27 protein-coding genes, 1 pseudogene and 1 riboswitch are annotated in these 26,194 nt (G+C 55.8%); of the genes and pseudogenes, 14 read left to right on the forward strand and 14 right to left on the reverse strand.

The window, feature by feature from the left end; all coding sequences use genetic code 11:
- The first annotated feature begins 279 nt into the window (after window positions 1–279).
- From C5687_RS11940 to rlmA, 4 genes and pseudogenes are all read left to right on the forward strand, one after another.
- Window positions 280–424: pseudogene (locus tag C5687_RS11940) on the forward strand (DUF2627 domain-containing protein).
- Window positions 425–436: 12 nt separating this feature from the next.
- Window positions 437–646 (forward strand): transcription antiterminator/RNA stability regulator CspE, encoded by a 210-nt coding sequence (gene cspE, locus C5687_RS11945; protein WP_001062678.1) that lies wholly within the window; start codon window positions 437–439, stop codon window positions 644–646.
- A 219-nt stretch (window positions 647–865) separates the two neighbouring features.
- On the forward strand, window positions 866–2,584 hold the full coding sequence (gene ftsI / locus C5687_RS11950; protein WP_104556995.1) for a peptidoglycan glycosyltransferase FtsI: 1,719 nt from the start codon (window positions 866–868) through the stop codon (window positions 2,582–2,584).
- A 65-nt stretch (window positions 2,585–2,649) separates the two neighbouring features.
- Window positions 2,650–3,465, forward strand: coding sequence for a 23S rRNA (guanine(745)-N(1))-methyltransferase (rlmA, locus tag C5687_RS11955; RefSeq protein WP_047958940.1), 816 nt, complete (start codon window positions 2,650–2,652; stop codon window positions 3,463–3,465).
- On the opposite strand, the gene mntP is transcribed toward rlmA, so the two are convergent.
- From mntP to manX, 5 genes are all read right to left on the reverse strand, one after another.
- The gene (mntP, locus tag C5687_RS11960; protein ID WP_025756892.1) at window positions 3,462–4,028 is read right to left on the reverse strand and encodes a manganese efflux pump MntP; all 567 of its coding nucleotides are present in this window, start codon (window positions 4,026–4,028) and stop codon (window positions 3,462–3,464) included. The genes rlmA and mntP overlap by 4 nt on opposite strands.
- A gap of 10 nt (window positions 4,029–4,038) precedes the next feature.
- Window positions 4,039–4,228, reverse strand: a riboswitch (yybP-ykoY riboswitch).
- Between the two features lie 197 nt (window positions 4,229–4,425).
- A complete protein-coding gene (locus tag C5687_RS11970) occupies window positions 4,426–4,884 on the reverse strand; it encodes a DUF986 family protein (RefSeq protein WP_047958939.1) in 459 nt (152 codons plus the stop codon).
- A gap of 55 nt (window positions 4,885–4,939) precedes the next feature.
- Window positions 4,940–5,791, reverse strand: coding sequence for a PTS mannose transporter subunit IID (locus C5687_RS11975; RefSeq protein ID WP_006810994.1), 852 nt, complete (start codon window positions 5,789–5,791; stop codon window positions 4,940–4,942).
- 12 nt (window positions 5,792–5,803) lie between these two features.
- Window positions 5,804–6,604 (reverse strand): PTS mannose transporter subunit IIC, encoded by an 801-nt coding sequence (manY, locus tag C5687_RS11980; protein ID WP_003859914.1) that lies wholly within the window; start codon window positions 6,602–6,604, stop codon window positions 5,804–5,806.
- Window positions 6,605–6,651: 47 nt separating this feature from the next.
- Window positions 6,652–7,617 carry a PTS mannose transporter subunit IIAB gene (gene manX, locus C5687_RS11985; RefSeq protein ID WP_025756890.1) on the reverse strand — a complete coding sequence of 322 codons (966 nt, stop codon included), beginning with the start codon at window positions 7,615–7,617 and terminating at the stop codon, window positions 6,652–6,654.
- 460 nt (window positions 7,618–8,077) lie between these two features.
- Here manX and yoaE point away from each other — a divergent pair, with 460 nt between their 5' ends.
- The gene (gene yoaE / locus C5687_RS12000; RefSeq protein WP_025756889.1) at window positions 8,078–9,637 is read left to right on the forward strand and encodes a CNNM family cation transport protein YoaE; all 1,560 of its coding nucleotides are present in this window, start codon (window positions 8,078–8,080) and stop codon (window positions 9,635–9,637) included.
- Window positions 9,638–9,643: 6 nt separating this feature from the next.
- On the opposite strand, the gene C5687_RS12005 is transcribed toward yoaE, so the two are convergent.
- The 4 genes from C5687_RS12005 to pabB all read right to left on the reverse strand — a co-directional run bounded on the left by C5687_RS12005 (window position 9,644) and on the right by pabB (window position 14,833).
- Window positions 9,644–11,242, reverse strand: coding sequence for an EAL domain-containing protein (locus tag C5687_RS12005; protein ID WP_104556997.1), 1,599 nt, complete (start codon window positions 11,240–11,242; stop codon window positions 9,644–9,646).
- Window positions 11,243–11,372: 130 nt separating this feature from the next.
- On the reverse strand, window positions 11,373–12,737 hold the full coding sequence (gene sdaA, locus C5687_RS12010; protein WP_025756887.1) for an L-serine ammonia-lyase: 1,365 nt from the start codon (window positions 12,735–12,737) through the stop codon (window positions 11,373–11,375).
- A 185-nt stretch (window positions 12,738–12,922) separates the two neighbouring features.
- Window positions 12,923–13,501 carry a CoA pyrophosphatase gene (locus tag C5687_RS12015; protein WP_025756886.1) on the reverse strand — a complete coding sequence of 193 codons (579 nt, stop codon included), beginning with the start codon at window positions 13,499–13,501 and terminating at the stop codon, window positions 12,923–12,925.
- 6 nt (window positions 13,502–13,507) lie between these two features.
- Window positions 13,508–14,833: an aminodeoxychorismate synthase component 1 gene (gene pabB, locus C5687_RS12020; protein WP_104556998.1), complete on the reverse strand. Its 1,326-nt coding sequence runs from the start codon at window positions 14,831–14,833 to the stop codon at window positions 13,508–13,510.
- Window positions 14,834–14,894: 61 nt separating this feature from the next.
- Between pabB and C5687_RS12025 the strand changes: the two genes are divergently transcribed.
- Window positions 14,895–15,077, forward strand: coding sequence for a YoaH family protein (locus C5687_RS12025; RefSeq protein WP_025756884.1), 183 nt, complete (start codon window positions 14,895–14,897; stop codon window positions 15,075–15,077).
- A gap of 5 nt (window positions 15,078–15,082) precedes the next feature.
- Here the strand turns inward: C5687_RS12025 and C5687_RS12030 are convergent, their stop codons facing one another.
- Window positions 15,083–15,427: a RidA family protein gene (locus C5687_RS12030; protein WP_029742004.1), complete on the reverse strand. Its 345-nt coding sequence runs from the start codon at window positions 15,425–15,427 to the stop codon at window positions 15,083–15,085.
- Window positions 15,428–15,560: 133 nt separating this feature from the next.
- Here C5687_RS12030 and C5687_RS12035 point away from each other — a divergent pair, with 133 nt between their 5' ends.
- The 5 genes from C5687_RS12035 to rnd all read left to right on the forward strand — a co-directional run bounded on the left by C5687_RS12035 (window position 15,561) and on the right by rnd (window position 21,940).
- On the forward strand, window positions 15,561–17,471 hold the full coding sequence (locus tag C5687_RS12035) for a DNA repair helicase YoaA (protein WP_047958934.1): 1,911 nt from the start codon (window positions 15,561–15,563) through the stop codon (window positions 17,469–17,471).
- 66 nt (window positions 17,472–17,537) lie between these two features.
- Window positions 17,538–18,233: a tRNA (adenosine(37)-N6)-threonylcarbamoyltransferase complex dimerization subunit type 1 TsaB gene (gene tsaB / locus C5687_RS12040; protein ID WP_104556999.1), complete on the forward strand. Its 696-nt coding sequence runs from the start codon at window positions 17,538–17,540 to the stop codon at window positions 18,231–18,233.
- A gap of 37 nt (window positions 18,234–18,270) precedes the next feature.
- Window positions 18,271–18,852, forward strand: a complete 582-nt coding sequence (locus C5687_RS12045) for a Slp family lipoprotein (RefSeq protein ID WP_059386810.1) — start codon at window positions 18,271–18,273, stop codon at window positions 18,850–18,852.
- Window positions 18,853–19,055: 203 nt separating this feature from the next.
- Entirely contained in the window at window positions 19,056–20,741 is a 1,686-nt protein-coding gene (gene fadD, locus C5687_RS12050) for a long-chain-fatty-acid--CoA ligase FadD (RefSeq protein ID WP_146086280.1), read from the forward strand.
- A gap of 71 nt (window positions 20,742–20,812) precedes the next feature.
- Window positions 20,813–21,940 carry a ribonuclease D gene (rnd, locus tag C5687_RS12055; RefSeq protein ID WP_088244435.1) on the forward strand — a complete coding sequence of 376 codons (1,128 nt, stop codon included), beginning with the start codon at window positions 20,813–20,815 and terminating at the stop codon, window positions 21,938–21,940.
- A gap of 73 nt (window positions 21,941–22,013) precedes the next feature.
- Here rnd and minE read toward each other — a convergent pair whose 3' ends face one another.
- Genes minE through minC form a run of 3 tightly spaced genes read right to left on the reverse strand, consistent with a single transcriptional unit; the run spans window position 22,014 to window position 23,830 of the window.
- Window positions 22,014–22,283, reverse strand: a complete 270-nt coding sequence (minE, locus tag C5687_RS12060) for a cell division topological specificity factor MinE (RefSeq protein ID WP_008500504.1) — start codon at window positions 22,281–22,283, stop codon at window positions 22,014–22,016.
- A gap of 3 nt (window positions 22,284–22,286) precedes the next feature.
- The gene (minD, locus tag C5687_RS12065; protein WP_013096144.1) at window positions 22,287–23,099 is read right to left on the reverse strand and encodes a septum site-determining protein MinD; all 813 of its coding nucleotides are present in this window, start codon (window positions 23,097–23,099) and stop codon (window positions 22,287–22,289) included.
- A 23-nt stretch (window positions 23,100–23,122) separates the two neighbouring features.
- Window positions 23,123–23,830 (reverse strand): septum site-determining protein MinC, encoded by a 708-nt coding sequence (gene minC, locus C5687_RS12070; RefSeq protein WP_025756879.1) that lies wholly within the window; start codon window positions 23,828–23,830, stop codon window positions 23,123–23,125.
- A gap of 123 nt (window positions 23,831–23,953) precedes the next feature.
- On the opposite strand from minC, the gene C5687_RS12075 reads away from it, so the two are divergent.
- The 3 genes from C5687_RS12075 to C5687_RS12085 all read left to right on the forward strand — a co-directional run bounded on the left by C5687_RS12075 (window position 23,954) and on the right by C5687_RS12085 (window position 25,470).
- Complete coding sequence (locus C5687_RS12075) at window positions 23,954–24,229, forward strand: YcgL domain-containing protein (protein ID WP_025756878.1); 276 nt, start codon at window positions 23,954–23,956, stop codon at window positions 24,227–24,229.
- A 47-nt stretch (window positions 24,230–24,276) separates the two neighbouring features.
- Window positions 24,277–24,936 (forward strand): fumarylacetoacetate hydrolase family protein, encoded by a 660-nt coding sequence (locus C5687_RS12080; RefSeq protein WP_059386812.1) that lies wholly within the window; start codon window positions 24,277–24,279, stop codon window positions 24,934–24,936.
- Window positions 24,937–25,029: 93 nt separating this feature from the next.
- Window positions 25,030–25,470 carry a YcgN family cysteine cluster protein gene (locus C5687_RS12085; RefSeq protein WP_032672443.1) on the forward strand — a complete coding sequence of 147 codons (441 nt, stop codon included), beginning with the start codon at window positions 25,030–25,032 and terminating at the stop codon, window positions 25,468–25,470.
- Between the two features lie 128 nt (window positions 25,471–25,598).
- Here C5687_RS12085 and dsbB read toward each other — a convergent pair whose 3' ends face one another.
- On the reverse strand, window positions 25,599–26,129 hold the full coding sequence (dsbB, locus tag C5687_RS12090) for a disulfide bond formation protein DsbB (protein WP_104557001.1): 531 nt from the start codon (window positions 26,127–26,129) through the stop codon (window positions 25,599–25,601).
- Between the last annotated feature and the right edge of the window lie 65 nt (window positions 26,130–26,194).

Consider the following 26,194-nt stretch of genomic DNA (forward strand, 5'->3'; position numbering starts at 1 on the left):
CTAACTCAATCATTGCGTAAGATTTCTTTTCCCGTTCGCTGGACGCTTTGGAATGATTGAGCTATGTTAAAAATGTCTTAGATTACAGCGACTGTGAGAGCAGCGCTGGGGCTTTGTAACGTAGCAGGGCTGTCTGTTCGCGATGCGCATAATTGTGCAGAACCTGGCAGGCACTGTTCGAATTTGTGCGGCGGATCGAGACATGTTTAAAAATGGCTTGCCATATTAAACATTGTGTGTGATAACACGTTTTGGGTCAAACGAGGTACAGTTCTGTTTATGTGTGGCATTTTCAGTAAAGAAGTCCTGAGTAAACACGTTGTCGTTGAATACCGCTTCTCTGCCGAACCTTATATTAGTGCCTCATGCAGTAATGTCTCAGTTTTATCTCAGTTAATGCCTGCGGGCTAAGAAAACACTCTAAGGAATTTTGCAAATGGCAAAGATTAAAGGTCAAGTTAAGTGGTTCAACGAGTCTAAAGGTTTTGGTTTCATTACTCCTGCTGACGGCAGCAAAGACGTGTTCGTACACTTCTCTGCAATCCAGGGTAACGGCTTCAAAACTCTGGCTGAAGGCCAGAACGTTGAGTTCGAAATTCAGGATGGCCAGAAAGGCCCTGCTGCAGTTAACGTAACTGCTATCTGATCGAACCGCTGCTGACTGAAACGCGCCGCGTTTCAATCTCAGATATAAAGCCTCGCATCACGCGGGGCTTTTTTATGTCCCTTATCTTTCAAAATATTACGATCTGCGGCCTTGTTAGTAACTTGTTGCAAAGCTGCGAGGTTCGTAGCACTGTTTTGCCACCTTCTTACCGGCTTTTCCCGTTAAATCAGGGCGTTGTTTTACAGCCCTGGGGTACAGGTGAAAAAGAAATTGATAACGGCCGCCGGAAATTTCACCCCGGCGCGTTTTGCTCTGCTCTGTCTGGCGATTTTTTGTAGTCTGGCGTTTCTGTTGGGCCGCGTTGCCTGGCTGCAAATCGTCAAGCCTGACAATCTGGTGAAGCAGGAAGATATGCGCTCCCTCCGTCAGCTGGCGATTGATGCGCCGCGCGGCATGATAATGGATCGCGAAGGTCGTCCGCTGGCGGTGAGTGTGCCCGTCCGGGCCGTCTGGGCCGATCCCAAAACGGTGCTGGCAAAAGGAGGCGTCGGCGTTGATGAACGCTGGCAGGCGTTAGCGAACGCGCTGCATCTCTCGCTGGATACCCTCTCGGCACGCATCAACGCCAATCCCCAGGGGCGTTTTATTTACCTGGCCCGCCAGGTGGATCCCGCGCAGGCAAAGTGGATCGACAAACTGAATTTGCCCGGCATTAATTTACGCGATGAGTCCCGCCGTTTTTATCCGGCCGGCCATGTGGCCGCGAACCTGATTGGTTTCACCAACATCGACGGGCAGGGCATTGAAGGTGTAGAGAAGAGCTTCAATACGCAACTGACCGGCAAGGCAGGGGTGCGGCAGGTGAGGGAAGACCGCTATGGTCGCGTGGTTGAAAACCTGACAGAAGTTGCCCCTGTACCGGCGCATAACATCCAGTTGAGTATTGACGAGCGGCTGCAAACCATCACCGAAGATGCACTCGATAATGCCGTGGTCTGGAATAAGGCCGAGTCAGGCGCCTCCGTATTAATAAATATCCCCACCGGGGAAATACTCGCCATGGCCAGCTATCCGGATTTCAACCCCAATAACCGGGAAGGGGCGACAATAAACGATTTTCGCAATCGTGCGATCAGCGATACGTTCGAACCTGGTTCGACCGTCAAACCGCTGGTGCTGATGACCGCCCTGCAGCAGGGGCTGGTCAAGCCGGACAGCGTGATTGACACGCACCCGTACACCCTTGACGGGCATCGTATCCGCGACGTCGGTTACTATCCCGAACTGACCATGACAGGCATTCTGCAAAAATCGAGCGACACAGGCGTGTCCCGCCTCTCCCTGGCAATGCCGGTCCAGCATCTTCTCGACACCTATCGAAACTTTGGTTTTGGCACCCCAACCGAGCTTGGCCTGACGGGGGAGAGCGCGGGACTGTTGCCGCAGCGTAAATACTGTAGCCAGCTCGACCGCGCGACCTTTGCTTTCGGCTACGGGCTGATGGTCACGCCGCTGCAGCTGGCGCACGTCTACGCCACCATTGGTGGCTTCGGGCTTGAGCGTCCTCTTTCCATTACCCGTATTGATCCCCCCGTTATGGGCCACCGCGTTATGCCAGAAGAGATTGCGCATGAGGTAGAGCACATGATGGAGAGCGTCGCGCTACCCGGCGGCGGCGGGGTGAAGGCCGCCGTGCGCGATTACAGGGTAGCGGTGAAAACCGGTACGGCAAAGAAAATTGATGATAGCGGAAAATATGTCGATAAATACGTCGCCTACACCGCGGGCGTTGCTCCTGCCAGCGATCCGCGCTTTGCCCTGGTGGTGGTGATTAACGACCCGCAAAACGGGGCATACTATGGGGGGGCCGTCTCTGCTCCCGTCTTCAGCGAGATTATGGGTAACGTGCTACGTCTGGAAAATGTGAAACCTGACGGCTTACCGGCGGGCTCCGATCACCTGATCGTTATGCGCTAACCGGGCGTTTATAACCAGGGCGAATAGCGGTACACTTCGCCCTTTGATTATGCTCCGGAGTCACCATGTCCTTCAGTTGTCCCCTTTGCCACGCGGCCCTGACGCGTTCAGATAAAAGTTATACCTGTCCGCAGGGGCATCAGTTTGATATGGCGAAAGAAGGCTACGTAAATCTTCTGCCGGTGCAGCACAAGCGCTCCCGCGATCCAGGCGACAGCGCAGAGATGATGCAGGCGCGCCGTGCGTTTCTTGATGCCGGGCATTATCTGCCGCTGCGTGAGACGGTCGCACATACACTGAATGACATCCTCGCTGGCTCAGCAACCGCCCTGCTCGATATCGGCTGTGGGGAAGGGTACTACACCGCACGGTTTGCGGAGATTGCACGTGAGAAGGGCGCGCAGACCTTCGGTCTGGATGTATCGAAAGTGGCGATTCGCGCGGCGGCAAAGCGTTACGCTGACGTGACGTTCTGTGTGGCGTCCAGCCACCGGCTGCCGTTTGACGATGCCAGCATGGACGCGGTTGTGCGCATTTACGCGCCCTGTAAGGCCGAGGAACTGGCGCGCGTAGTGAAGCCTGGCGGATGGGTGGTTACCGTGACGCCAGGACCGCGTCATCTGATAGAGCTGAAGGGGCTAATCTACGATGAGGTGCGTCTGCATGCTCCCCATTCAGAACAGCTGGCCGGTTTTGCCCTGAAGCAGGCGCAAACCGTCGCGTATGAGATGACGCTGAAGGGAGAAGAGGCCAGCGCGCTGTTGCAGATGACGCCGTTCGCGTGGCGGGCAAAACCGGAGGTGTGGGAAACGCTAGCGGCGCAGTCCACATTCCGCTGCCAGACGGATTTCAGTATCCACATCTGGCAGCGCGAAGATTAACCAGCGAAGTGTGCCCAGAGGATCTGGGCGCCAATGCCAATTAACACAATCCCCCCCAGGATCTCGGCGCGTTTACCCAGCAGCGGGCCGATAAACCGTCCGACCATCATGCCCAGCGTGGACATAATCAGCGTGGCACAGCCAATGGCCAGCGCGGTGGCGATAATATTGACCTGCAGGAATGCCAGACCGACGCCGACGGCCATCGCATCCAGGCTGGTGGCGATGGCCGTCGTGACCAGCAGCCAGAATCCGTGGCGGTGCTGAGGCTCCTCGGCGTCATCATCACTACCGCGAAAACCTTCAATCACCATTCGACCGCCGAGAAATACCAGCAGGACAAACGCAATCCAGTGGTTCCACTCTAATATAAACTGGCTTGCGAGCATGCCCAGGCCCCAGCCGATAAGCGGAGTCAGCGTTTCGATAGCGCCAAAAATGAGACCGGTACGCAGGGCTTCTGAGAATTTAGGTTTGTGAAGCGTGGCGCCTTTTCCGATGGAAGCAGCAAACGCGTCCATGGACATGCCAAAAGCGAGAAGGATCGTAGCGGAGATATTCATAACAGCGTCCAGACCGGGGATATCCATATGACACATCACTGCCCCCAGTAAACAGCAGTTGATGTATCTATGGTCTCGCCTGATCGCACTGCACAGAAAATGTGCTGATAGCGATCCGTACGTGCCACGTTTTTCAACGAGTATGTTGACACGCACATTTCCTGCGCACAGGAAATCGGCTACTCCCCAACGACGGGCGCAACCTTAACATATTTTGAGAATATAAAACAACAATGAAGAAGCATTATTTAGACTGATGATTGATAACGATTTTCATTTGTCTTTAAGCGTGAAAATAACGTTAAAAAAAGCGATCAAATTAACGGTTGGGATATAGCTCAGGCTATATTTCGTGTGCGAATCAGACACAGAATATAGCCGATGCTATATATCTAACTCACTGAGTTTTAACAAGTAAGTGGTATATCTTTTCCAGGTCGTCAATATTCTTCACCCGAATAAGCAGGCGGCGCTGTTCTAATTGCATCACCAGCACACCGTCTTCGGATAAATTCATCTCTTTAATACGGTTATATTCTATCCAGACATTGGCGAAGAAAAACCCACGGGATTTAAAAATGATTTTTGGCGTGCGGATCCAGAACAGATAAATCGCCATTAATGCCAGCGCACATAATAACCATGTGGTTAATATTGCACCATGGCTGGTAACGTTATTGTAAATCAGAATGACGATCAGACCCGCGAAGATAAACGCATCCACGCGTCCGCGTCGCAGAAGGGGAAGGGAGAGCAGCGTCTCGCCGTGGCGGCGGGGCATGATGAACTCGTCATAGATCGCGTAAGCCAGAAGGGCAACAATAAATAAAACCAGTACGATGTCCGTGACAGCCATTCATCCTCCAGATAAAAAAAGCCGGGGGCATGCCCCCGGCGGTTAACGCATTGTATTACAGACCCAGCAGACCGACAGCGTAGCCCGCGATACCGATGACGAAGAAGCCAACGATAATCCACAACGGGTTCACTTTTTTACGCAGCAGCCACATACAGGCGAAGGTTAACAGCAGCGGCACCAGGCCAGGCATCAGCTGGTCGAGGATGGTCTGCACGGTGGTCACACGGGTTTGACCATCCTGGCCCGTGATGGTCGACACCACCAGCGGGATGTTCACGTGCGTCCACTTGTTGACCAGCGCCCCCATGACAAACAGGCCGAGGATGGATGCCCCCTCAGTCAGTTTCTGCAGGAAGCCGCCGCCCATGTCCTTAACAATGTCCACCCCTTTACGGTAGCCGTAGGCCACGCCGTAATAACGGGTCAGCAGACGCACGGCGTTGAACAGAATGAAGAACAGCAGTGGGCCAAGCAGGCTGCCGCTCATCGCGATACCAGCACCCAGCGCCGCGAAGACCGGACGAACGGTACCCCAGAAGATAGGGTCACCCACGCCTGCCAGCGGACCCATCAGACCGACTTTGATACCGTTGATGGCACCATCGTCAATCTCTGCGCCGTTCGCACGCTGCTCTTCCATCGCAAGCGTTACGCCCAGAACGGGAGCCGCGACATACGGATGAGTGTTAAAAAATTCTAGGTGACGCTTAATCGCCTGACGGCGGGCTTCGTTATTTTCCGGGTACAGGCGTTTGATCGCCGGCACCATGGAGAAGCAGAAACCGAGCGCCTGCATACGTTCGAAGTTCCATGAACCCTGAAACAGGTTAGAACGGATGAACACGCCACGAATATCACCCGGAGTGAGTTTTTTCTCGGTGGTAGTTTTTGTCATATCAACCATTTCGCTCACCTGTTAGTCCAGTTCGTTATCGAGATCGTTGTTACCAGCAGCCTGCGCTGGGGCACCCGCGACGCGGTTATATTTCGGGCTGAGCTGGATGTAGAGAATCGCCATCACTGCACCAATCACACCCAGTGCAACCAGGTTGAAGTTGGTGAATGCCGCGGTCACGAAGCCGAGGTAGAAGAACGGCATCAGGTAGCCTGCGCGCATCATATTGATGACCATCGCATAACCGACAACCACGATCATACCGCCCGCGATGTTCAGACCACTGGTGACCACTTCAGGGATGGCGTTGAGCATGCCCTGAACTTCGCTGGTCCCCACAGAAATCGCGACGATCACGGCCGGAATGGCGATACGCATCGCCTGCAGGAACAGGGACGATACGTGGATCCAGGAGAGCGCCGTGAGGTTGCCGTTTTCGGCCGCCTTATCCGCTGCGTGCTGGAAGGCCACGGTGATCGTACGCACGATGATGGTCAGTACCTGGCCTGCTGCGGCCAGTGGGATCGCCAGGGCGATACCGGCACCGATACTCTGATGACCGGCAATAACCAGAACGGTAGAAATAATGGACGCCAGCGCGGCATCAGGCGCAACCGCCGCACCGATGTTCATCCAGCCCAGGGCGATCATTTCCAGGGTACCACCGATGATGATACCGGTTTTCATGTCACCCAGAACGGCACCAATCAACGTACAGGCCACCAGAGGGCGGTGGAACTGAAATTCATCAAGTACGGACTCCATACCCGCAATACACGCGACGATGAACACCAGCACAATCTGAAGAGTGGTAATCTCCATTGTACTTCTCCTATTACATAAGCATTATGTGAAAAACCGGCGCGGGCTTATTTCCCAACTTTGCCGATCAAATCCATCATTTTCAGTTTCGGGTCCGTGGAAACCTTACGGGCTTCCAGTTCAATACCGCGCGCATTCAGCTTGTTAAATGCCTCGATATCTTTCGCATCGACTGAAATGGCGTTGTTGACCTGCGTTTTGCCCTGACGGAATGCCATCCCCCCAATGTTCACGGAAGTGATTTTCACGCCGCCTTCAACAATGCGCTCAACGTCTGTCGGGTTAGTGAACAGGAGCATCACGCGTTCGCCCGCGTATTTCGGGTTGTTGTAAACGCGAATCATCTTGGCGACATCCACGACGTGCGCGGTAACGCCAGGAGGAGCAACCTGCGTGAGAAGGGTTTTACGAACGGTGTCGGCGGCCACTTCGTCACTGACCACGATAATGCGACGAACGTTGGTCTCCTTGGTCCAGCGTGTTGCCACCTGGCCATGGATTAAACGGTCATCAATACGCGCCAGGCCGATGACCATGTAATCGTTCGGCCCCATCGGTTTTGCTGGCGCTGCCGCTTTCGGTGCCGCAGCAGGCGCAGGGGCGGGTTTTTCAACCGGCTGTGCTTTCAGGGCTTTCACCCCTTCGCGGCCGGTTTCAACGGCCAGAGCCACCAGTTCATCGAAAGATGGATTGTCGTCGCGTGCCATGAAGGTTTCCACCAGCATCGGGATATTGACCCCGGCGACAACTTCATAATGCTCTTTATCGACGACAATGCGGCTGGCAGCGTTGAACGGACTGCCGCCCCATGTATCAACGAGAAACAGCACCCCTTTGCTGGTATCCAGCTTCTCGAGTTGAGCGTTGTACTTCTCAATCAGCGTCTCGGCGTTTTCACCGGGAACGAAATCGATCCAGCCGACGTTTTCCTGCTCGCCCAACAGCATCTCTGCCGTTTTGAGTAGCTGCTCAGCAGCCCAACCATGTGTGCCTATGACAATAGCAATGGTCACTTGCTACCTCCTTTTATTATCATTAATACGCCTGCCAGGCAGACGTACTGAGAATCGTATTGGCGAACCGAATCGATTCAGATAAGGGTTAGAGTTAAAAAACTAAGACTTCCGCGAATTATTTTAGATAGTGAAAAAATAATTTATGTGATGAAGATCCGTAATTTAGGTTTCGAAAATCAGAAATTACTCAACACATATTTCGTCTTTTCGCGTTTTTGCAAAGGAACGTAAATCTTTGCTAAAAACATATTGTCTCTGATATGTTTAGTCTCCGTTTACTTGTTCAGGAGTATAGGGCTATAGCCCACTATATGGACCGTCACCGACGTCAGTCATCTTTCAGGCCATCTCGCGCCTTTTTCACCGGCGATCCTCGCCACGTATCAACGCTGTCTGCCTCTGTTTTGCCCACATTGCGTGGGGCACCGTTTCGTCATTCCTTTAGCAGGAGCTTGTCATGGAATTCTTAATGGACCCGTCAATCTGGGTGGGATTGCTCACGCTGGTGGTGCTGGAGATTGTTCTCGGTATCGATAACCTGGTGTTTATCGCCATTCTCGCGGACAAACTGCCGCCAAAACAGCGTGATAAAGCGCGCCTGATTGGTCTCTCGCTGGCGCTGGTCATGCGACTGGGCCTGCTGTCCGTCATCTCCTGGATGGTCACGCTGACCAAACCGCTCTTCTCCGTCATGGATTACACCTTCTCCGGCCGTGATTTGATCATGCTGATCGGGGGGATATTCCTGCTCTTTAAAGCGACAACAGAGCTCCATGAGCGGCTGGAAAACCGCCAGCATGATGATGGGCACGGTAAAGGCTACGCCAGCTTCTGGGTGGTAGTGCTGCAGATCGTGGTGCTTGATGCAGTGTTCTCGCTGGATGCGGTGATTACGGCGGTCGGCATGGTGAACCATCTGCCGGTGATGATGGCCGCGGTAGTCATTGCGATGGCGGTCATGCTTCTGGCCTCGAAACCGCTGACGCGTTTCGTGAACCAGCATCCGACGGTGGTGGTACTGTGCCTGAGCTTCCTGCTGATGATTGGTCTGAGCCTGGTGGCCGAAGGCTTTGGCTTCCATATTCCGAAAGGCTACCTGTACGCCGCGATTGGCTTCTCGATCCTGATCGAGCTGTTCAACCAGATTGCGCGCCGTAACTTTATTAAGCAGCAGTCCAGTCAGCCGCTGCGTGCCCGTACCGCAGATGCCATTCTGCGTCTGATGGGCGGCCGTCGTCAGGTGAACGTTCAGTCTGATTCCGAAAACCATAACCCGGTTCCGGTCCCGGAAGGGGCGTTTGTGGAACAGGAACGTTACATGATTAACGGCGTGCTCTCCCTGGCCTCGCGGTCACTGCGCGGGATCATGACTCCGCGCGGAGAGATCAGCTGGGTCGATGCTAACCTGAGTGTGGATGAAATTCGCCAGCAGCTGCTCTCTTCCCCGCACAGCCTGTTCCCGGTGTGTCGTGGTGAGCTGGATGAGATCATCGGCGTCGTGCGGGCGAAAGAGATGCTGGTGGCCCTGGAAGAGGGCGTCAATGTCGAAGCCGTTGCGGCGGCATCGCCGGCGATTGTCGTACCGGAAACGCTTGACCCGATCAACCTGCTCGGGGTGCTTCGCCGCGCGCGTGGCAGCTTTGTTATCGTCACCAACGAGTTTGGGGTGGTGCAGGGGCTGGTCACGCCACTGGACGTGCTGGAAGCCATAGCCGGTGAATTCCCGGACGAGGACGAAACCCCGGAGATCGTTGCCGATGGCGATGGCTGGCTGGTGAAAGGGACCACCGATCTGCACGCGCTCTCGCACACGCTGGGGCTGGAAAACGTGGTCAACGATGAAGAAGACATCGCGACCGTTGCCGGTCTGGTTATCGCCGTTAACGGGCAAATCCCGCGTGTCGGCGATGTGATTGAGCTGCCGCCGTTGCACATCACGATTGTCGAAGCCAACGACTATCGCGTTGATATGGTCCGCATTGTTAAAGAACAATCTGCCCACGACGAAGATGAGTAAGCCTGCTTAACGCAGCGGCATTAAGGGCACAATGTGCCCGTTATGGCGGGCTGGCGGGGGAGATCTTCCCGCCAGCCAGTCCGGAAAGTCCCGTAGCGGCATCGGCCGCGCATAGAAAAACCCCTGCAGGACAGGAACGCCATGGCGGCGTAAATATCGTGCCTGCTCCTCCGTCTCAACCCCTTCTGCAACCAGTTCGATATTCAGCCGCTGACCCAGCGCAATAATGATATCCGTCACCGTTGAATTCACGGCATCAGTACCGATGGCGGTGGTAAAGGACTGGTCAATTTTCAGCACGTCCGGGTGCAGCTTCTCAAGCCAGGAGAGGGAGCTGTTTCCGGTACCAAAATCGTCAATGGCGAGCTTCACCCCTTTGCGATGCAGCTCGCGCACGATGCGATAGTCCGCATCCAGCAGCGCGTCCCGTTCCGTTAATTCGATCACAAGCTGCTGTTGAGGGTTGGCGCTGAACCACAGACGGTTCAGGTCCTGCAGCAATACCGCGCGACGAAAATGGCTGGCGGCGACGTTAATGCCGATGTGAAAACCCGCGCTTGCCGGGAAGTAACCTATCTGGCGTACGGTTTCGGCGATCACATAACGGGTCAGGGGGACAATCTGGTTATGTTCTTCTGCCAGCGGAATAAACACTTCCGGGGAGATCCACCCCTGACGGGGATTGTTCCAGCGCAGCAGGATCTCAACGCCGGTGCACTTCTGGGTACGGGCATCCATCAGCGGCTGGCAGAAAAGTTCAAATTCCCGCGAGGCAATCCCCATATCGATCTCCCACGTGAAGCTCATCCGGTTTGCCGTGGCCAGCCAGGCGAGATAGCCCAACAGCAGGCTAAGTATGAGCCCCAGCGGCAGCTGGGCGGGGAGACTTTTCAGGGCCAGTTCGCCGGGACCCGGCCCGCTGATCGTGATGGTGAAAGGATGTCGGGATGAGGACTGCTGGACAATCGAGCCCTCCTCATCAAATGACAGGCTGTCGGTGACGCGCTGGCCGTAACGCAAAAAACGATCGCCCACGGTCAGCGCCACGTCATTGATAAGCGGGCGCTGGGGTTCGAGGATCATTTTGGTGATCAGGTCGATATTGATGATCTCCATGATGCCATCTTCCCCGTCCTGAGAGACCGGAAACCACTGGATCAGTATCGGGCTGCCCTTAAGCAGCCACTGGTCAGTCGATAAAATGAGCTTCGCCGCGCTGGCGGGGAGTTCCCTCAGGAAATCACGCACGGGCACATTGCGGCTGCCGAAAATACTCGAGCAGTAGAGGATACCGTCTTTAACCAGGGCGATAGAGCGTACTGTCTGCAAAATGGCGGCCTGCTTTCTCAGGGCCAGGTGCGCCTGCTGACAAGGCTGACCCACCAGTGGCTGCAGCACGTTGCGGCGCTTATCTAAAGCGAGCAGCACGTTATCAAGGGCACGAACGGTATGGCTGGTAAACGCGAGGATCCGCTGTTGGTTAACATTGCGCTGTGAAATAAAGCGAACGCCCAACGTCAGGATGAGCGTCAGGAGCGCAATCGTCACGCAGACGATAACGCGTTTTCGGCGATAGTGTTTAATGATCGTCTGCGCAGTTTGCATGAACGAACGCCTGATAAGCCACCAGCCACAAAAGCCGGACGCAACTGTGAAAGTGTAGTGGGGAAAGCGGGAGGAGACGAGAATGAAGAGGAAATTTCGCCCATCCGTTGCAGATGGGCGAAAGGCAGTATTAGTCGCACTGCACCTTAATGGCCAGGCCACCACGGGACGTCTCGCGGTATTTCGCGTTCATGTCTTTGCCCGTTTCGTACATAGTTTCAATCACCTTATCCAGCGATACGCGAGGTTCGCTGGTACGGCGCATCGCCATACGTGAGGCGTTGATGGCCTTCACCGACGCAATCGCGTTACGCTCGATACACGGCACCTGCACCTGGCCCGCGACCGGGTCACAGGTCAGACCGAGGTTGTGTTCCATACCGATTTCTGCCGCCACGCAGACCTGCTCAGGGCTTGCACCCAGCAGCTCTGCAAGACCCGCCGCCGCCATAGAACAGGCGACACCCACTTCACCCTGACAGCCGACTTCAGCGCCAGAGATAGACGCGTTCATCTTGTACAGGGCACCGATGGCACCTGCCGCCAGGAAATAACGGATGTAGATGTCTGGCGTCACGGGTTCAATAAAGTGGTCGTAATAGGCCAGCACGGCCGGAACAATTCCGCACGCGCCGTTGGTCGGCGCCGTCACGACGCGGCCACCGGCGGCGTTCTCTTCGTTAACCGCCAGGGCAAACATATTCACCCAGTCGACCACGTTCATCGGGTCGTTGGAGAACTTGTCCGTCGTCACCAGCATACGGCGCAGGGCAGAGGCACGACGCGGTACGCGCAGTGGACCCGGCAGCACGCCTTCGGTGTTCATCCCGCGATCGATACAGGCGCGCATGGTTTGCCATACGTTCGCAAAATAGTCTTCAATCTCTTTTTTGCTGTGCAACGCCAGTTCGTTCTGCATCACCATGCCGGACAGCGACAGACCGGTCTGTTTGCAGTAACCGAGCATCTCGGTTGCGGATTTGAAAGGATACGGAACGCTGACGTCGCCGACGCTGTCTTTGCCAAAATGCTCTTCATCCACGATGAAACCACCGCCGATGGAGTAGTACGTTTTGCTGTAAATCTCTTTTTCACCGCTAAATGCGTGAATGGTCATGCCGTTTTCATGCAGCGGCAGGTTGTCGCTGCGAAAACGCATGCCGTCATCCTGCGGGAAGTCAACTTCCTGCTGGCCGTTTGCCAGCAGCAGACGGCCACGCGTTTCCACGTCGCGGATGAATGCCGGGATGGCATCAATATCCACGGTATCCGGCATATTGCCTGCCAGACCCATAATAATGGCGATATCGGTGTGGTGGCCTTTACCCGTCAATGACAGTGAGCCGTAAACATCCACGGCGACACGGGTAACGCTTTCCAGTAATCCTTTTTCGACCAGATCATCGACGAACTGTTTACCGGCCTTCATCGGGCCAACAGTATGGGAAGACGAAGGGCCAATTCCCACTTTGAACATGTCGAATATACTAATCACTTTCACACTCCTGACAGGGTTACCGGGGTTCCAGTAACGATGTTATAACTGCGCATAGTGTAAGAGGGAACACCGACCTCGGCTTAACTATTCACATGAATTAAACTAATGGTTGACGATGGGTTTTGCTAATAGCGCGACGCAGATCGCAAACCAGGAAAAAGAAGGTGGAATGTAAAGTATAGTCAAGGCTTCAGGCCGATTTGCAACGCCAGTTCACGAATAATGCCCGCCGTCATGCCCCAGACAAAATAATGCTGATACCAGGACAACCACACCCGATGGTCATGACCCCGGCGGTGGATATCCAGCGGATGATAACGGCTCAACCGAAGGGCTTCTTCCAGCGGCATCTCAAACACGGCGGAGACTTCATCCACGCTGGCATGATACTGCAGGTCCGGCGGGATAATGCCCACCACCGGCGTGACCTGAAAGCCGGTGACGCTGTCGACAGGCGGCAGCACGCCAATGACCTCTACCGCCTCCGGCGGAATCGCCACCTCTTCCTGCGCTTCCCGCAGCGCGGCGGCAATCAGCGAGGCATCGGAACTGTCGACGGCGCCGCCAGGAAAAGCGACCTGACCGGCGTGTTTGCGCAGATGGGCAGAGCGCTGGGTGAGCAGCAGGCCCGGCTGTGCACGCCGCACGACCGGGATCAGCACCGCCGCCTGGCGCTGATTCAGCGCTTCGCGGTTGACCTGGGGCCGTAATAGCTGAAAGCGCGATAAAAAGGCATCCAGCGTCAGGTTCTCTTTTTCCACCCGTGGTTACTCCAGTTGTTTCAGAATACGGTTAACTTTATCAAAGGTTTCCTGATATTCCGCATCGACCTGGCTGTCGGCCACGATGCCGCCGCCAGCCGAACAGTAAAGGTTTCCGTTACAGGCGGTCAGCGTGCGGATAGTAATGCTGGTATCCAGGGTGCCGCACAGGCTGATGTAGCCAATACTCCCGCACCAGGCGTTGCGGCGGTGGGGCTCCAGCTCATCGATAATCTCCATCGCCCGCACTTTCGGTGCGCCGGTTATCGAGCCGCCCGGGAAGGCGGCGCGCAGAAGATCGCAGGCCGTCCGCGCGGCCGGCAGCCGCGCGGTAATGGTGCTGACCAGATGATGGACCGCCGGGAAAGGCTCGACGACGAACAGTTCCGGCACCCGCACGCTGCCCGGCACGGCCACCCGGCCAATATCGTTGCGCATCAGATCGACAATCATCAGGTTTTCAGCGCGGTCCTTCGGTGAGGCGGCCAGTTTTTCCGCCTGCTGGCGGTCAGCATCGGGATCGGCAAGGCGTGGCAATGTGCCCTTAATCGGCCGCGTCTGAATGTTGCCCTCCGCAAGATGGATAAAGCGCTCAGGCGACAGGCTGACAATGGCCCCCTGTTCGAGACGGATAAAGGCGCTGAATGGTGCCCGGTTAGTGGCGTTAAGGCGGGTAAAAGCCTGCCATTCATCGCCCTCATAGGTTGCCTGGAAACGCTGGGCGAGATTTACCTGATAGCAGTCGCCGCTTTGCAGATACGCCTGCACGCGGGCGAATTTTTCTGCATATGCCTCGGGTGTCATGTTTGAACGCCAGTCAGAGGTCAGGCGGAAATCCGGCGCGGCGGCAGGCTGCTGCGCTTCCAGCCAGGCCAGGCGCGCGTCGACATCCGAATGGCTGAGCAAAGAGACCACCTGCTTATGGTGGTCGACAATCAGCGCCCAGTCATAAAGCCCTACGGCCATATCCGGCAGCGGAATATCCGCTTTCGCCACCGAGGGCAGCGTTTCAAAGCGACGGCCCAGATCGTAGCCAAACAGGCCCAGCGCACCACCCTGGAAGGGGAGATCGGGATTCGGCAGGGCAGACAAGCCCAGCGCATCGATAGCCTCCTGAAGCCGCAGCAGCGGATCGTCCGTGGACGGCAGGTCATGGGTCGTCAGCGTCTTTAGCGGATCGGCGACCAGGATATCAAAGCGGCTATAGGGATGATCCGCATGGCCGGAATGCAGCAACATCGCAAAAGGAAGATGGCTCAGACGGGCAAACCAGAACTCAGCGGCGTCAGTACGCCAGGGCAGGGTAATAACAGTGGGCAAGCGCATGTTCATGTGTGGCATACTACCGGGCAGCGTGAAATAATTAGCGCGAATAATTTAGCAGGAGTTGACGATGTTTGCAGGTTTACCTTCTCTGAGCCACGAGCAACAGCAGAAAGCGGTTGAGCGAATTCAGGAACTGATGTCCCAGGGGATGAGCAGCGGGCAGGCCATTTCCCAGGTGGCGGAAGAACTTCGCGCCACCCATACCGGCGAGCGGATCGTGGCGCGTTTCGAGGATGAAGAGGAAGAGTAACCGGCCTACACAGCCGCGATAATCTTAATCTCTACCTTGTATTCCGGCTTCATCAGCGTGGCCTGTACGGTACAACGTACAGGCGCGTGACCCGCCACCACCCAGGCATCCCAGGCTCTGTTCATGGCCGCGAAATCATCTTTGTTTGCCAGAAAAATCGTCGCATCCAGAATGCGCGATTTGTCGCTACCTTGCTTTTCAAGCACCGCATCGATCTGCGCCAGGGTGTTCGCCGTTTGCTCGAACGCATCCGCATCCAGATTCGCCGGTACGCCGGTGTAGTAGAGCGTCTGGTTATGAATGACTACATCAGACCAGCGGGCTTCGGCATCAATGCGCACAATTGTCATAAACGTTTCCTCGTTATTTTTCGTCATCAGGCCGCAAGACTGCCATATTGTTCCGTCGTCGTCACTATTTGGGGTGGCACTGGAGAGGATGGGCTGACATAATCCCTGTGCAAAAATACAGTGAGAGAGCAACGTGGCAGACGATTTTTCCCCTGAAGGTCAGTTAGCACAAGCCATTCCCGGCTTCAAACCGCGTGAACCTCAGCGGCAGATGGCACATGCCGTGGCGCGGGCCATTGATAAGGCGCAGCCGCTGGTGGTGGAGGCCGGAACCGGTACGGGGAAAACTTACGCCTACCTTGCTCCCGCGCTGCGGGCGAAAAAAAAGGTGATCATCTCGACCGGCTCGAAAGCGCTGCAGGATCAGCTCTACAGCCGGGATTTGCCGACGGTGGCAAAAGCGCTGAAATACAAAGGCCGGCTGGCGCTGCTGAAGGGGCGCTCTAACTATCTCTGCCTCGAGCGTCTTGAGCAACAGGCGCTGGCGGGCGGCGATTTGCCGGTGCAGACCCTGAGCGACGTCATTATCCTTCGCGCCTGGGCCAACCAGACGGAAGAGGGGGATATCAGCACCTGCGCGAGCGTGCCGGAAGACTCGCCGGCCTGGCCGCTGGTGACCAGCACCAACGACAACTGCCTCGGCAGCGACTGCCCGCTGTACAAAGACTGCTTTGTGGTGAAAGCGCGCAAAACGGCGATGGATGCCGATGTGGTGGTGGTCAACCATCACCTGTTTCTTGCGGATATGGTGGTCAAGGACAGCGGCTTTGGTGAGCTGATCCCGGAGGCGGAGGTCATGATCTTTGATGAAGCCCACCAGCTCCCGGATATCGCCAGCCAGTATTTTGGCCAGTCGCTCTCCAGCCGCCAGCTGCTGGATCTGGCGAAAGATTTCACCATCGCTTACCGCACCGAATTAAAAGATACCCAGCAGTTGCAGAAGTGTGCCGATCGCCTGGCCCAAAGCGCGCAGGACTTCCGGTTACAGCTCGGCGAGCCGGGCTATCGCGGGAACCTGCGCGAGCTGCTGGCAGATAAAAATATCCAGCGCGCGTTGCTGCTGCTCGATGACGCCCTGGAGCTCTGCTACGACGTCGCGAAACTGTCGCTTGGCCGTTCCGCGCTGCTGGATGCCGCATTCGAGCGCGCCACGCTCTATCGCGGGCGGCTCAAACGGCTAAAAGAGATTAACCAGCCGGGGTTCAGCTACTGGTATGAATGCACCTCGCGCCATTTCACGCTGGCGCTCACACCGCTGACGGTGGCGGATAAATTTAAAGAGGTGATGGCGCAAAAGCCTGGCAGCTGGATCTTCACGTCGGCAACCCTGTCGGTGAATGACGATCTGCATCACTTCACGGAACGGCTTGGCATTGAACAGGCGGAGTCGCTGCTGCTACCCAGCCCGTTTGATTACGAAAAACAGGCGCTGCTTTGCGTGCCGCGTAATCTTCCGCTGCCAAACCAGCCGGGTGCGGCGCGACACCTGGCGGCAATGCTAAAACCGATGATCGAGGCCAACAACGGCCGCTGCTTTATGCTTTGCACCTCTCACGCCATGATGCGCGACCTCGCTGAGCAGTTCCGTGCCACCATGACCCTGCCGGTACTGCTGCAGGGAGAAACCAGCAAAGGGCAATTGCTGCAGCAGTTCGTCAGCGCCGGTAATGCTCTGCTGGTGGCCACCAGCAGCTTCTGGGAAGGGGTGGATGTACGCGGAGACACCCTGTCGCTTGTGATCATCGATAAGCTGCCGTTTACCTCCCCGGACGACCCGTTGCTGAAGGCGCGGATGGAAGACTGCCGCCTGCGCGGCGGCGATCCGTTTGACGAGGTACAGCTGCCGGACGCGGTGATCACCCTTAAGCAAGGGGTAGGGCGATTGATCCGCGACGTCACCGATCGCGGCGTGCTGGTCATCTGTGATAACCGACTGGTGATGCGCCCGTACGGCGCAACCTTCCTCGCCAGCCTGCCGCCCGCACCGCGGACGCGGGACATAAAACGCGCGGTGCGTTTCCTGGCAAACCCAACGGCGGAGTAATTTACCCCGGAGTGTGCTAAGATGCGCGCCATTTTGTGACTGACCCTTGCGAGAGCGCGACGACTGATGCGAATTCTGGCTATTGATACCGCAACAGAGGCTTGCTCTGTTGCTCTGTTGAACAACGGTGCTGTTTCTGCTCATTTCGAAGAGTGCCCACGGGAACACACCCAGCGCATTCTGCCCCTGGTTAAAGCGATCTTAACCCGGAGCAATACCGCCTTAACTGACCTCGACGCGCTGGCCTTTGGCCGTGGCCCGGGCAGCTTTACCGGCGTGCGTATTGGCATTGGCATTGCGCAGGGGCTGGCGCTGGGCGCTGAGCTGCCGATGATTGGCGTCTCTACCCTCGCCACCATGGCGCAGGGTGCCTGGCGTATGACCGGGGCCACCCGCGTGCTGGCCGCGATTGACGCCCGCATGGGCGAAGTTTACTGGGCCGAATACACTCGCGACGAGCAGGGCGTGTGGCACGGTGAAGAGACGGAAGCCGTACTTAAGCCGGAAGCGGTGACCGAACGACTGAAACAGCTCTCCGGTGAGTGGGCGACCGTCGGCACGGGCTGGCCTGCGTGGCCTGAGATGGCGAAGGATACCGGGGTGACGCTGGTAGACGGCAACATGCTATTGCCTGCGGCAGAAGATATGCTTCCCATTGCCAGCCAGCTGCTTGCAGCAGGAAAAACCGTCGCCGTGGAACACGCGGAGCCGGTTTATTTGCGAAACACCGTCGCATGGAAGAAACTTCCGGGCCGCGAGTGAATCTCAGTAACAGGAACTGAGAAAAAGGAGTCGCATCATGGCGGTTCAGACTAAAGTAGTACGCCTTTTTATGGCAGGCGCTGTTGCCATAGCACTGAGCGGATGCGTTTCCGTTCCTGATGCGATTAAGGGCTCCAGCCCGACACCACAGCAGGATCTGGTGCGGGTGATGAATGCCCCTGAGCTCTACGTCGGGCAGGAAGCGCGCTTCGGCGGGAAAGTGATTGATGTGCAAAACCAGCAGGGGAAAACCCGTCTGGAGATTGCGACCGTTCCCCTGGACAGCGGCGCACGCCCTGTGCTGGGTGAGGCCTCACGCGGACGTATCTATGCGGACGTCAGTGGTTTCCTCGATCCGGTCGATTTTCGCGGACAGCTGGTGACCGTCGTCGGGCCGATAACCGGCGCGGTGCAGGGCAAAGTCGGTAATACGCCGTATAAATTTATGACCATGCAGGTTAACGGCTATAAACGCTGGCGGCTGGCACAGCAGGTGATCATGCCGCCTCAGCCGATCGACCCGTGGATGTGGGGTCCACACCCTTACCGTTACGGCTACCCTGGCTGGGGCTGGTATAACCCGGGACCTGCACAGGTACAGACCATCGTTACTGAGTAACTTACTGTTATTGTTAGAAAAGAGACAGCGGCTCAGCCGCTGTCTCTGTTTTTTTACGGCTACAACGAAAAAAAAGAGTGACGCGCTTCGCAACCTTAAATCTGGACAATTAATAAACTGGTACGCTGAGTTAATATAATGTTAACAAACTGTTTATTATCGGGGTTGTGATGACGACGAACACTCAGTTCAGAGGTGATGCATTGAAAAAGGTTTGGCTTAACCGTTATCCCGCAGATGTGCCTGCGGAGATCAATCCTGACCGTTATCAATCCCTGGTGGAATTATTTGAGCACTCGGTAAGGCGCTACGCGGACCAGCCCGCATTTGTGAATATGGGCGAGGTGATGACGTTCCGTAAGCTTGAGGAGCGTAGCCGGGCGTTTGCGGCTTATCTCCAGGAAGGGCTGGGGCTGCAAAAAGGGGACCGCGTCGCGCTGATGATGCCAAACCTGCTGCAATACCCGGTGGCGCTGTTTGGTATCCTTCGTGCCGGGATGATCGTCGTCAACGTCAACCCGCTGTATACCCCGCGCGAGCTGGAGCATCAGCTGAACGACAGCGGCGCGGCTGCAATTGTGATTGTCTCCAACTTTGCCCATACGCTGGAAAAAGTGGTCGACAGAACCCAGGTTAAACACGTCATCCTGACGCGTATGGGGGATCAACTCTCCACCGCCAAAGGCACGCTGGTTAACTTTGTCGTTAAATACATCAAACGTCTGGTGCCAAAATACCACCTGCCGGATGCCATCTCATTCCGCCGTGCCCTGCATGCGGGCTACCGTATGCAGTACGTTAAGCCGGAGTTGGTATCGGAAGACCTGGCGTTCCTGCAATACACCGGCGGTACCACCGGCGTGGCCAAGGGGGCGATGCTGACCCACCGCAACATGCTGGCGAACCTTGAGCAGGTGAATGCCACTTACGGGCCGCTGCTGCATCCTGGCAAAGAGCTGGTCATTACCGCGCTGCCGCTGTATCACATTTTCGCACTGACCATGAACTGCCTGCTGTTTATTGAGCTCGGTGGCCAGAACGTCCTGATTACGAACCCGCGCGATATTCCGGGGCTGGTGAAAGAGCTGGCGAAATACCCGTTCACCGCCATGACCGGGGTAAACACCCTGTTTAACGCGCTGCTGAACAACAAAGAGTTCCAGCAGCTGGACTTCTCCTCGCTGCACCTCTCTGCGGGCGGCGGCATGCCGGTTCAGCAGGCGGTCGCTGAGCGCTGGGTAAAGCTCACCGGGCAGTATTTGCTGGAGGGCTACGGTCTGACGGAATGTGCGCCGCTGGTCAGCGTGAACCCGCATGATATCGACTATCACAGCGGCAGTATTGGTCTGCCTGTGCCGTCCACGGAGGCCAAACTGGTCGATGATAACGATAATGAAGTCGCGCCGGGTGAACCGGGCGAGCTGTGCGTCAAAGGTCCTCAGGTCATGCTGGGGTACTGGCAGCGTCCTGATGCCACCGACGAAATCATCAAAGACGGCTGGCTCCATACCGGCGATATCGCGGTGATGGACGAAGAGGGCTTCCTGCGCATTGTCGATCGTAAGAAAGACATGATCCTGGTCTCCGGCTTCAACGTCTATCCGAATGAGATCGAAGACGTGGTGATGCAGCACAGCGGCGTACTCGAAGTGGCGGCCGTCGGGGTGCCTTCCGGCAGCAGCGGTGAAGCGGTCAAAATATTTGTGGTCAAGAAAGATCCTTCTCTCACCGAGGAAGAACTGGTCACGTTCTGTCGTCGTCAACTGACGGGCTACAAGGTGCCGAAACTGGTTGAATTCCGCGATGAGCTGCCGAAATCCAACGTCGGAAAGATATTACGACGAGAATTACGTGACGAAGCCCGTGGCAAAGTAGACAATAAGGCCTGAGCTTCACGCTAATCGCCCAGACGCCGGTTAAGCCGGCGTTTTTTATGGGCGCAAACAAAAGAGAACCCGTTTTGAATTACCAGATGATCACGACCAATGACGAGCTGGCTTCGCTGTGCGAAGTGACGCGCGACTTTCCTGCCATTGCCCTGGATACCGAGTTTGTCCGTACCCGGACATACTATCCGCAGCTGGGGTTGATACAGATGTACGACGGTAAACACGTGTCGCTGATTGACCCTCTTGGTATTACCGACTGGACGCCGATGCGCGATCTGCTGCTCGATACCGCCGTGACCAAATACCTGCACGCAGGCAGTGAAGATCTGGAAGTCTTTCTGAACACCTTTGGCATCATGCCCCAGCCGCTGATTGATACGCAGATCCTTGCCGCGTTCAGCAATCGTCCTCTCTCATGGGGCTTTGCCGCCATGGTGGAGGAGTACACGGGGCTGACGCTGGATAAAAGCGAATCCCGTACCGACTGGCTGGCGCGTCCGCTTACCGAGCGTCAGCTGGAATATGCGGCGGCAGACGTGTTTTACCTGCTGCCGATTGCCGGACAGCTGATGAAAGAGGCGGAAGCCTCTGGCTGGCTGCCTGCCGCGCTGGATGAGTGCCGTATGACCCAGCAGCGTCGCCAGGAAGTGGTGGACCCGAAAGAGGCCTGGCGCGATATCAGCAACGCGTGGCAACTGCGTACGCGTCAGCTGGCCTGCCTGCAGCTGTTAGCGGACTGGCGTCTGCGTAAAGCGCGCGAGCGCGATCTGGCGGTTAACTTTGTGGTGCGCGAAGAGCATCTCTGGGCGGTGGCACGCTATATGCCGGGCAGCCTGGGCGAACTGGACAGCATTGGGCTTTCGGGCAGTGAGATCCGTTTCCACGGTAAAACCCTGCTGGCGCTGGTAGCGAAAGCGCAGGAATTGCCTGACGATAAGCTGCCGGAACCGCTGCTGAATCTGATGGATATGCCGGGCTACCGCAAGGCGTTCAAGGACATTAAAGCCCTGGTTCAGGCCGTTGCTACGGAAAGCAAGCTGAGTGCTGAACTGCTCGCATCACGCCGACAGATTAATCAGCTGCTGAACTGGCACTGGAAGCTGAAGCCGCAGAATGGCTTACCGGAAATGATGGCGGGCTGGCGCGGGGAATTGATGGCCGATCGCCTGAATACGCTGCTGGAAGGTTATCCGCGATAAAAAATATGCCGGGTGATAACCCGGCATATTCCCCCGGTGGCGCTGCGCTTACCGGGGCTACGAAATGACAAACCTACGGACGGGACTCTTCCGCTTCCGGGAGCGTCACGTTCAGCTCCAGAATCGAAATATCCCCGTCTTTTTGTTCCAGCTGCACCGTCACCATCTCCGGGTCAATCTGAACATACTTACAGATCACTTCCAGGATGTCCTTACGCAGCTGCGGCAGGTAGTGAGGCTCGGCGTCGCTACGACGACGCTCCGCAACGATAATTTGCAGACGTTCTTTTGCGATGTTGGCGGTGTTCTTTTTCCGCGAGAGAAAAAAGTCCAGTAATGCCATAACTTATCCTCCGAACAGGCGTTTGAGGAAACCTTTCTTCTCTTCTTCAATGAAGCGGAAAGGACGTTCTTCTCCCAGCAGACGGTCAACAGTATCAGCATACGCTTTACCTGCATCTGCCGTTGTATCCAGGATCACGGGCTCACCCTGGTTAGAGGCGCGTAACACGGACTGATCTTCCGGGATAACGCCCACCAGTTTAATGCGCAGGATCTCCAGCACGTCTTCCATGCTCAGCATATCACCTTTGTTCACGCGACCCGGGTTATAGCGGGTAAGCAGCAGGTGTTCTTTAATCGGGTCTTCGCCATTTTCCGCACGACGGGATTTAGAGGCGAGGATCCCCAGAATGCGGTCTGAGTCACGCACGGATGACACTTCAGGGTTGGTGGTGATGATCGCTTCATCGGCGAAGTAGAGCGCCATCAGGGCACCGGTTTCGATGCCGGCAGGGGAGTCGCAGACAATGAAGTCGAACTCCATTTTTTTCAGCTCGTCGAGCACCTTTTCCACCCCTTCGCGGGTCAGGGCGTCTTTGTCACGCGTCTGAGAAGCCGGGAGAATGTAGAGGTTCTCGGTGCGTTTGTCTTTAATCAGCGCCTGGTTCAGCGTGGCATCGCCCTGAATGACGTTAACGAAGTCATACACGACGCGACGCTCACATCCCATGATGAGGTCGAGGTTACGCAGACCGATATCGAAGTCGATAACGACGGTTTTCTTTCCCTTCTGGGCCAAACCAGTAGCGATGGCCGCGCTGGAGGTGGTCTTGCCAACGCCTCCTTTACCCGAAGTAACAACAATAATGCGTGCCATAGAAATTCCTTGTTAAAAAGGGATCAATTCAACGGTTGAACGGTCAACGCGTCGTCTGCCAGAAGCAGGCGAGCCGCTTTGCCATAAAATTCGGCTGGGATCTTGTCGCTCAGCCAATATTCACCTGCGATGGAGACCAGTTCCGCCGTCAGATGAGTACAAAAAATTTGCGCGTCCCGATCGCCACTTGCCCCGGCGAGCGCACGTCCACGCATCATACCGTAAACGTGAATATTGCCATCTGCAATCAGCTCAGCGCCAGCGCTGACGTGGCTTGTAACAATTAGATCACAGTTTGGCGCATAAATGCGCTGACCGGAACGAACCGGCACATCAATCATTCGCGTTTTTGTGATGGTTGTAACGTTTTGCACCGCAGGAGGGGGCGTTTCGACTGCAACGGGTGCCGCACGCGGGGTTTTTTCTTTGCCTTCATTCAGAAGCGGCAGCCCCGCACGGTCGATTTCCGCTTTCAGCTCGGGATCTTTACAGCCGCTGATGCCCACAATACGCAGTCCGGTAGAGGAGACCGCCTGCTGGAGAAGCTTCCAGTTAACCGGCGCCTCAAGACCGCTGACATTGATCACAACAGGGGCGTGTTTCAGAAAGGCGGGAGCCTGGGCGATTTTGTCTTCTAACGCCTGACGAATAACCTCGGGTTTTGCATCATGCAAATGTACCACTGATAAGGTGAAGCTACTGCCTTTAAGCTCGATGGGCGTGTTTGACATCCTGGCCTTACTCAATTTGCTATTAACCGCAACCACTCGCTGCGATATTCCGAAGAGTATCAGGCATGTTATAGTCAGGAGTATATTGAGGCAAGCAACCACCCATTAATTCAGAGTAAAAACATGTTTTGTGTGATCTACAGAAGTACAAGCCGTGACCAGACCTATCTTTATGTCGAAAAGAAAGACGATTTTTCACGCGTGCCTGAAGAATTAATGAAGAACTTTGGCCGACCACAGCTGGTGATGCTGCTGCCGCTCGATGGTCGTAAGAAACTGGTGAATGCCGATCTGGATAAAGTGAAAACGGCATTAGCCGAACAAGGCTATTATTTACAGCTTCCACCGCCACCCGAGAATTTATTAAAACAGCATCTTGAGGCGAACGGGAAAAAATAGCCTCAACTGTTTTCGGGCACAACACATCAACCGTTTAGGGGTCGACCATGTATCAACATCATAACTGGCAAGGGGCATTACTGGATTATCCCGTCAGCAAAGTGGTTTGCGTGGGCAGCAACTATGCCAAACATATCCAGGAGATGGGCAGCGCGACGCCAGAAGAGCCGGTCCTGTTCATCAAGCCAGAAACGGCGCTGTGCGATATCCGCCAGCCGCTGGCGCTGCCGCAGGGGCTTGGTTCGGTGCATCACGAGGTTGAACTCGCCGTGCTGATTGGCGCGACGCTGCGACAGGCCTCTGAAGAGCATGTGCAGAAAGCGATTGCCGGATACGGCGTGGCGCTGGATCTGACCCTGCGCGATGTCCAGGGCAAGCTGAAGAAAGCCGGGCAGCCGTGGGAAAAAGCCAAAGGGTTTGATAATTCCTGCCCCATCTCGGCGTTTATTCCGGTGAGCGAATTTACCAACGATCCGCAGAACACAGAGCTCAGCCTGAAGATTAACGGCGAGATCCGCCAGCAGGGCACCACGGCAGACATGATCCATAAGATTGTGCCACTGATTGCCTACATGAGCCGCTTCTTTACCCTGAAGCCGGGGGATGTGATCCTGACCGGTACCCCTGAAGGCGTAGGCCCACTGGCGAGCGGTGATGAACTCGAAGTCGGTTTTAACGGCCTGTCGCTGAAAACCCGCGTGCTGTAATCCCACTTTGCCGCCCGAAGAGGGCGGCAAAACTTGCAACAACGTGCCAGACTCGTTATAAGGTGCGCTTTCTTTTGACGTGTGGACATCCCGATGAACGACATCCCTTTCTGGCAAAGCAAAACTCTCGACGACATGACTGACGCGGAATGGGAATCATTGTGCGACGGCTGCGGGCAGTGCTGCCTGCACAAGCTGATGGATGAAGACACGGACGAAATTTACTTCACCAACGTGGCCTGCAAGCAGTTAAACATTAAAACCTGCCAGTGCCGCAACTATGAGCGCCGCTTCGAGTTCGAGCCAGACTGCATCAAGTTAACCCGTGAGAACTTGCCCACCTTTGAATGGCTGCCGCATACCTGTGCGTATCGCCTGCTGGCGGAGGGGAAAGATCTGCCGGCATGGCATCCGCTGCTCACCGGTTCAAAAGCGGCGATGCACGGCGAACGTATCTCAGTACGCCACATTGCGGTGAAAGAGTCCGAGGTGCGTGACTGGGAAGACCACATCATGAATCACCCGACCCGTTGATAATAAAAAAAAACCGCCGAGGCGGTTTTTTTATTTGTGTCTGTGCGGCCTGATGCCCTCAGCCCAACCTTCTCCCACGGGAGAGGGCGCAAACACTAAAAACGGCAACCGAGGTTGCCGTTTTGCGTTTACCTTCCAAAAATATCGCGTTTCTTCGGTTTGAACGGCTGAGCAATCAACACCAGCAGCGCCACGACGAAGTAGGCGGCAAAAATACCCACCAGCCACTGCGGCATCTCCAGGGTCAGGAATTCCCACTGACGAACGGAGCAGTCACCGGATGCAACAAACACTTGTGGCAGCCATTTATCCAGCGGCAGCCAGCTCGGGAAGCGGGCGGCAAAATCACAGGTCATAAACGGTGACGGATGCAGCTGCATCATGGTGTGCTGCCAGGAGAGTTCAAGCCCTTTCCAGGCGCTGTACAGACAGATCGCAATCGCGGCATAACGAAGCGGCGATTTCGGCGCAATGGCGCCGACCAGGCCTGCACCCATAATGCCAAACAGGGCGCAGCGTTCGTAAATACAAAGCACGCAAGGCTTGAGCCCCATAACATGCTGGAACCACAGCGCGACCATTTCCAGCGCAAAGGCGGTCAGGGCCATTAACAACCACGCTCCGCGACCGCGGGAGCACTGGTTTAAAAATCTCAACATAATCATTTCCCTGGAACATGCTTAGAAAGCGCATTGTAAACTAATTCATTTATCGCGCCACTGAT

Source organism: Enterobacter sichuanensis (genome assembly GCF_002939185.1).
In the GTDB taxonomy this organism is placed as follows: Bacteria; Pseudomonadota; Gammaproteobacteria; order Enterobacterales; family Enterobacteriaceae; genus Enterobacter; species Enterobacter sichuanensis.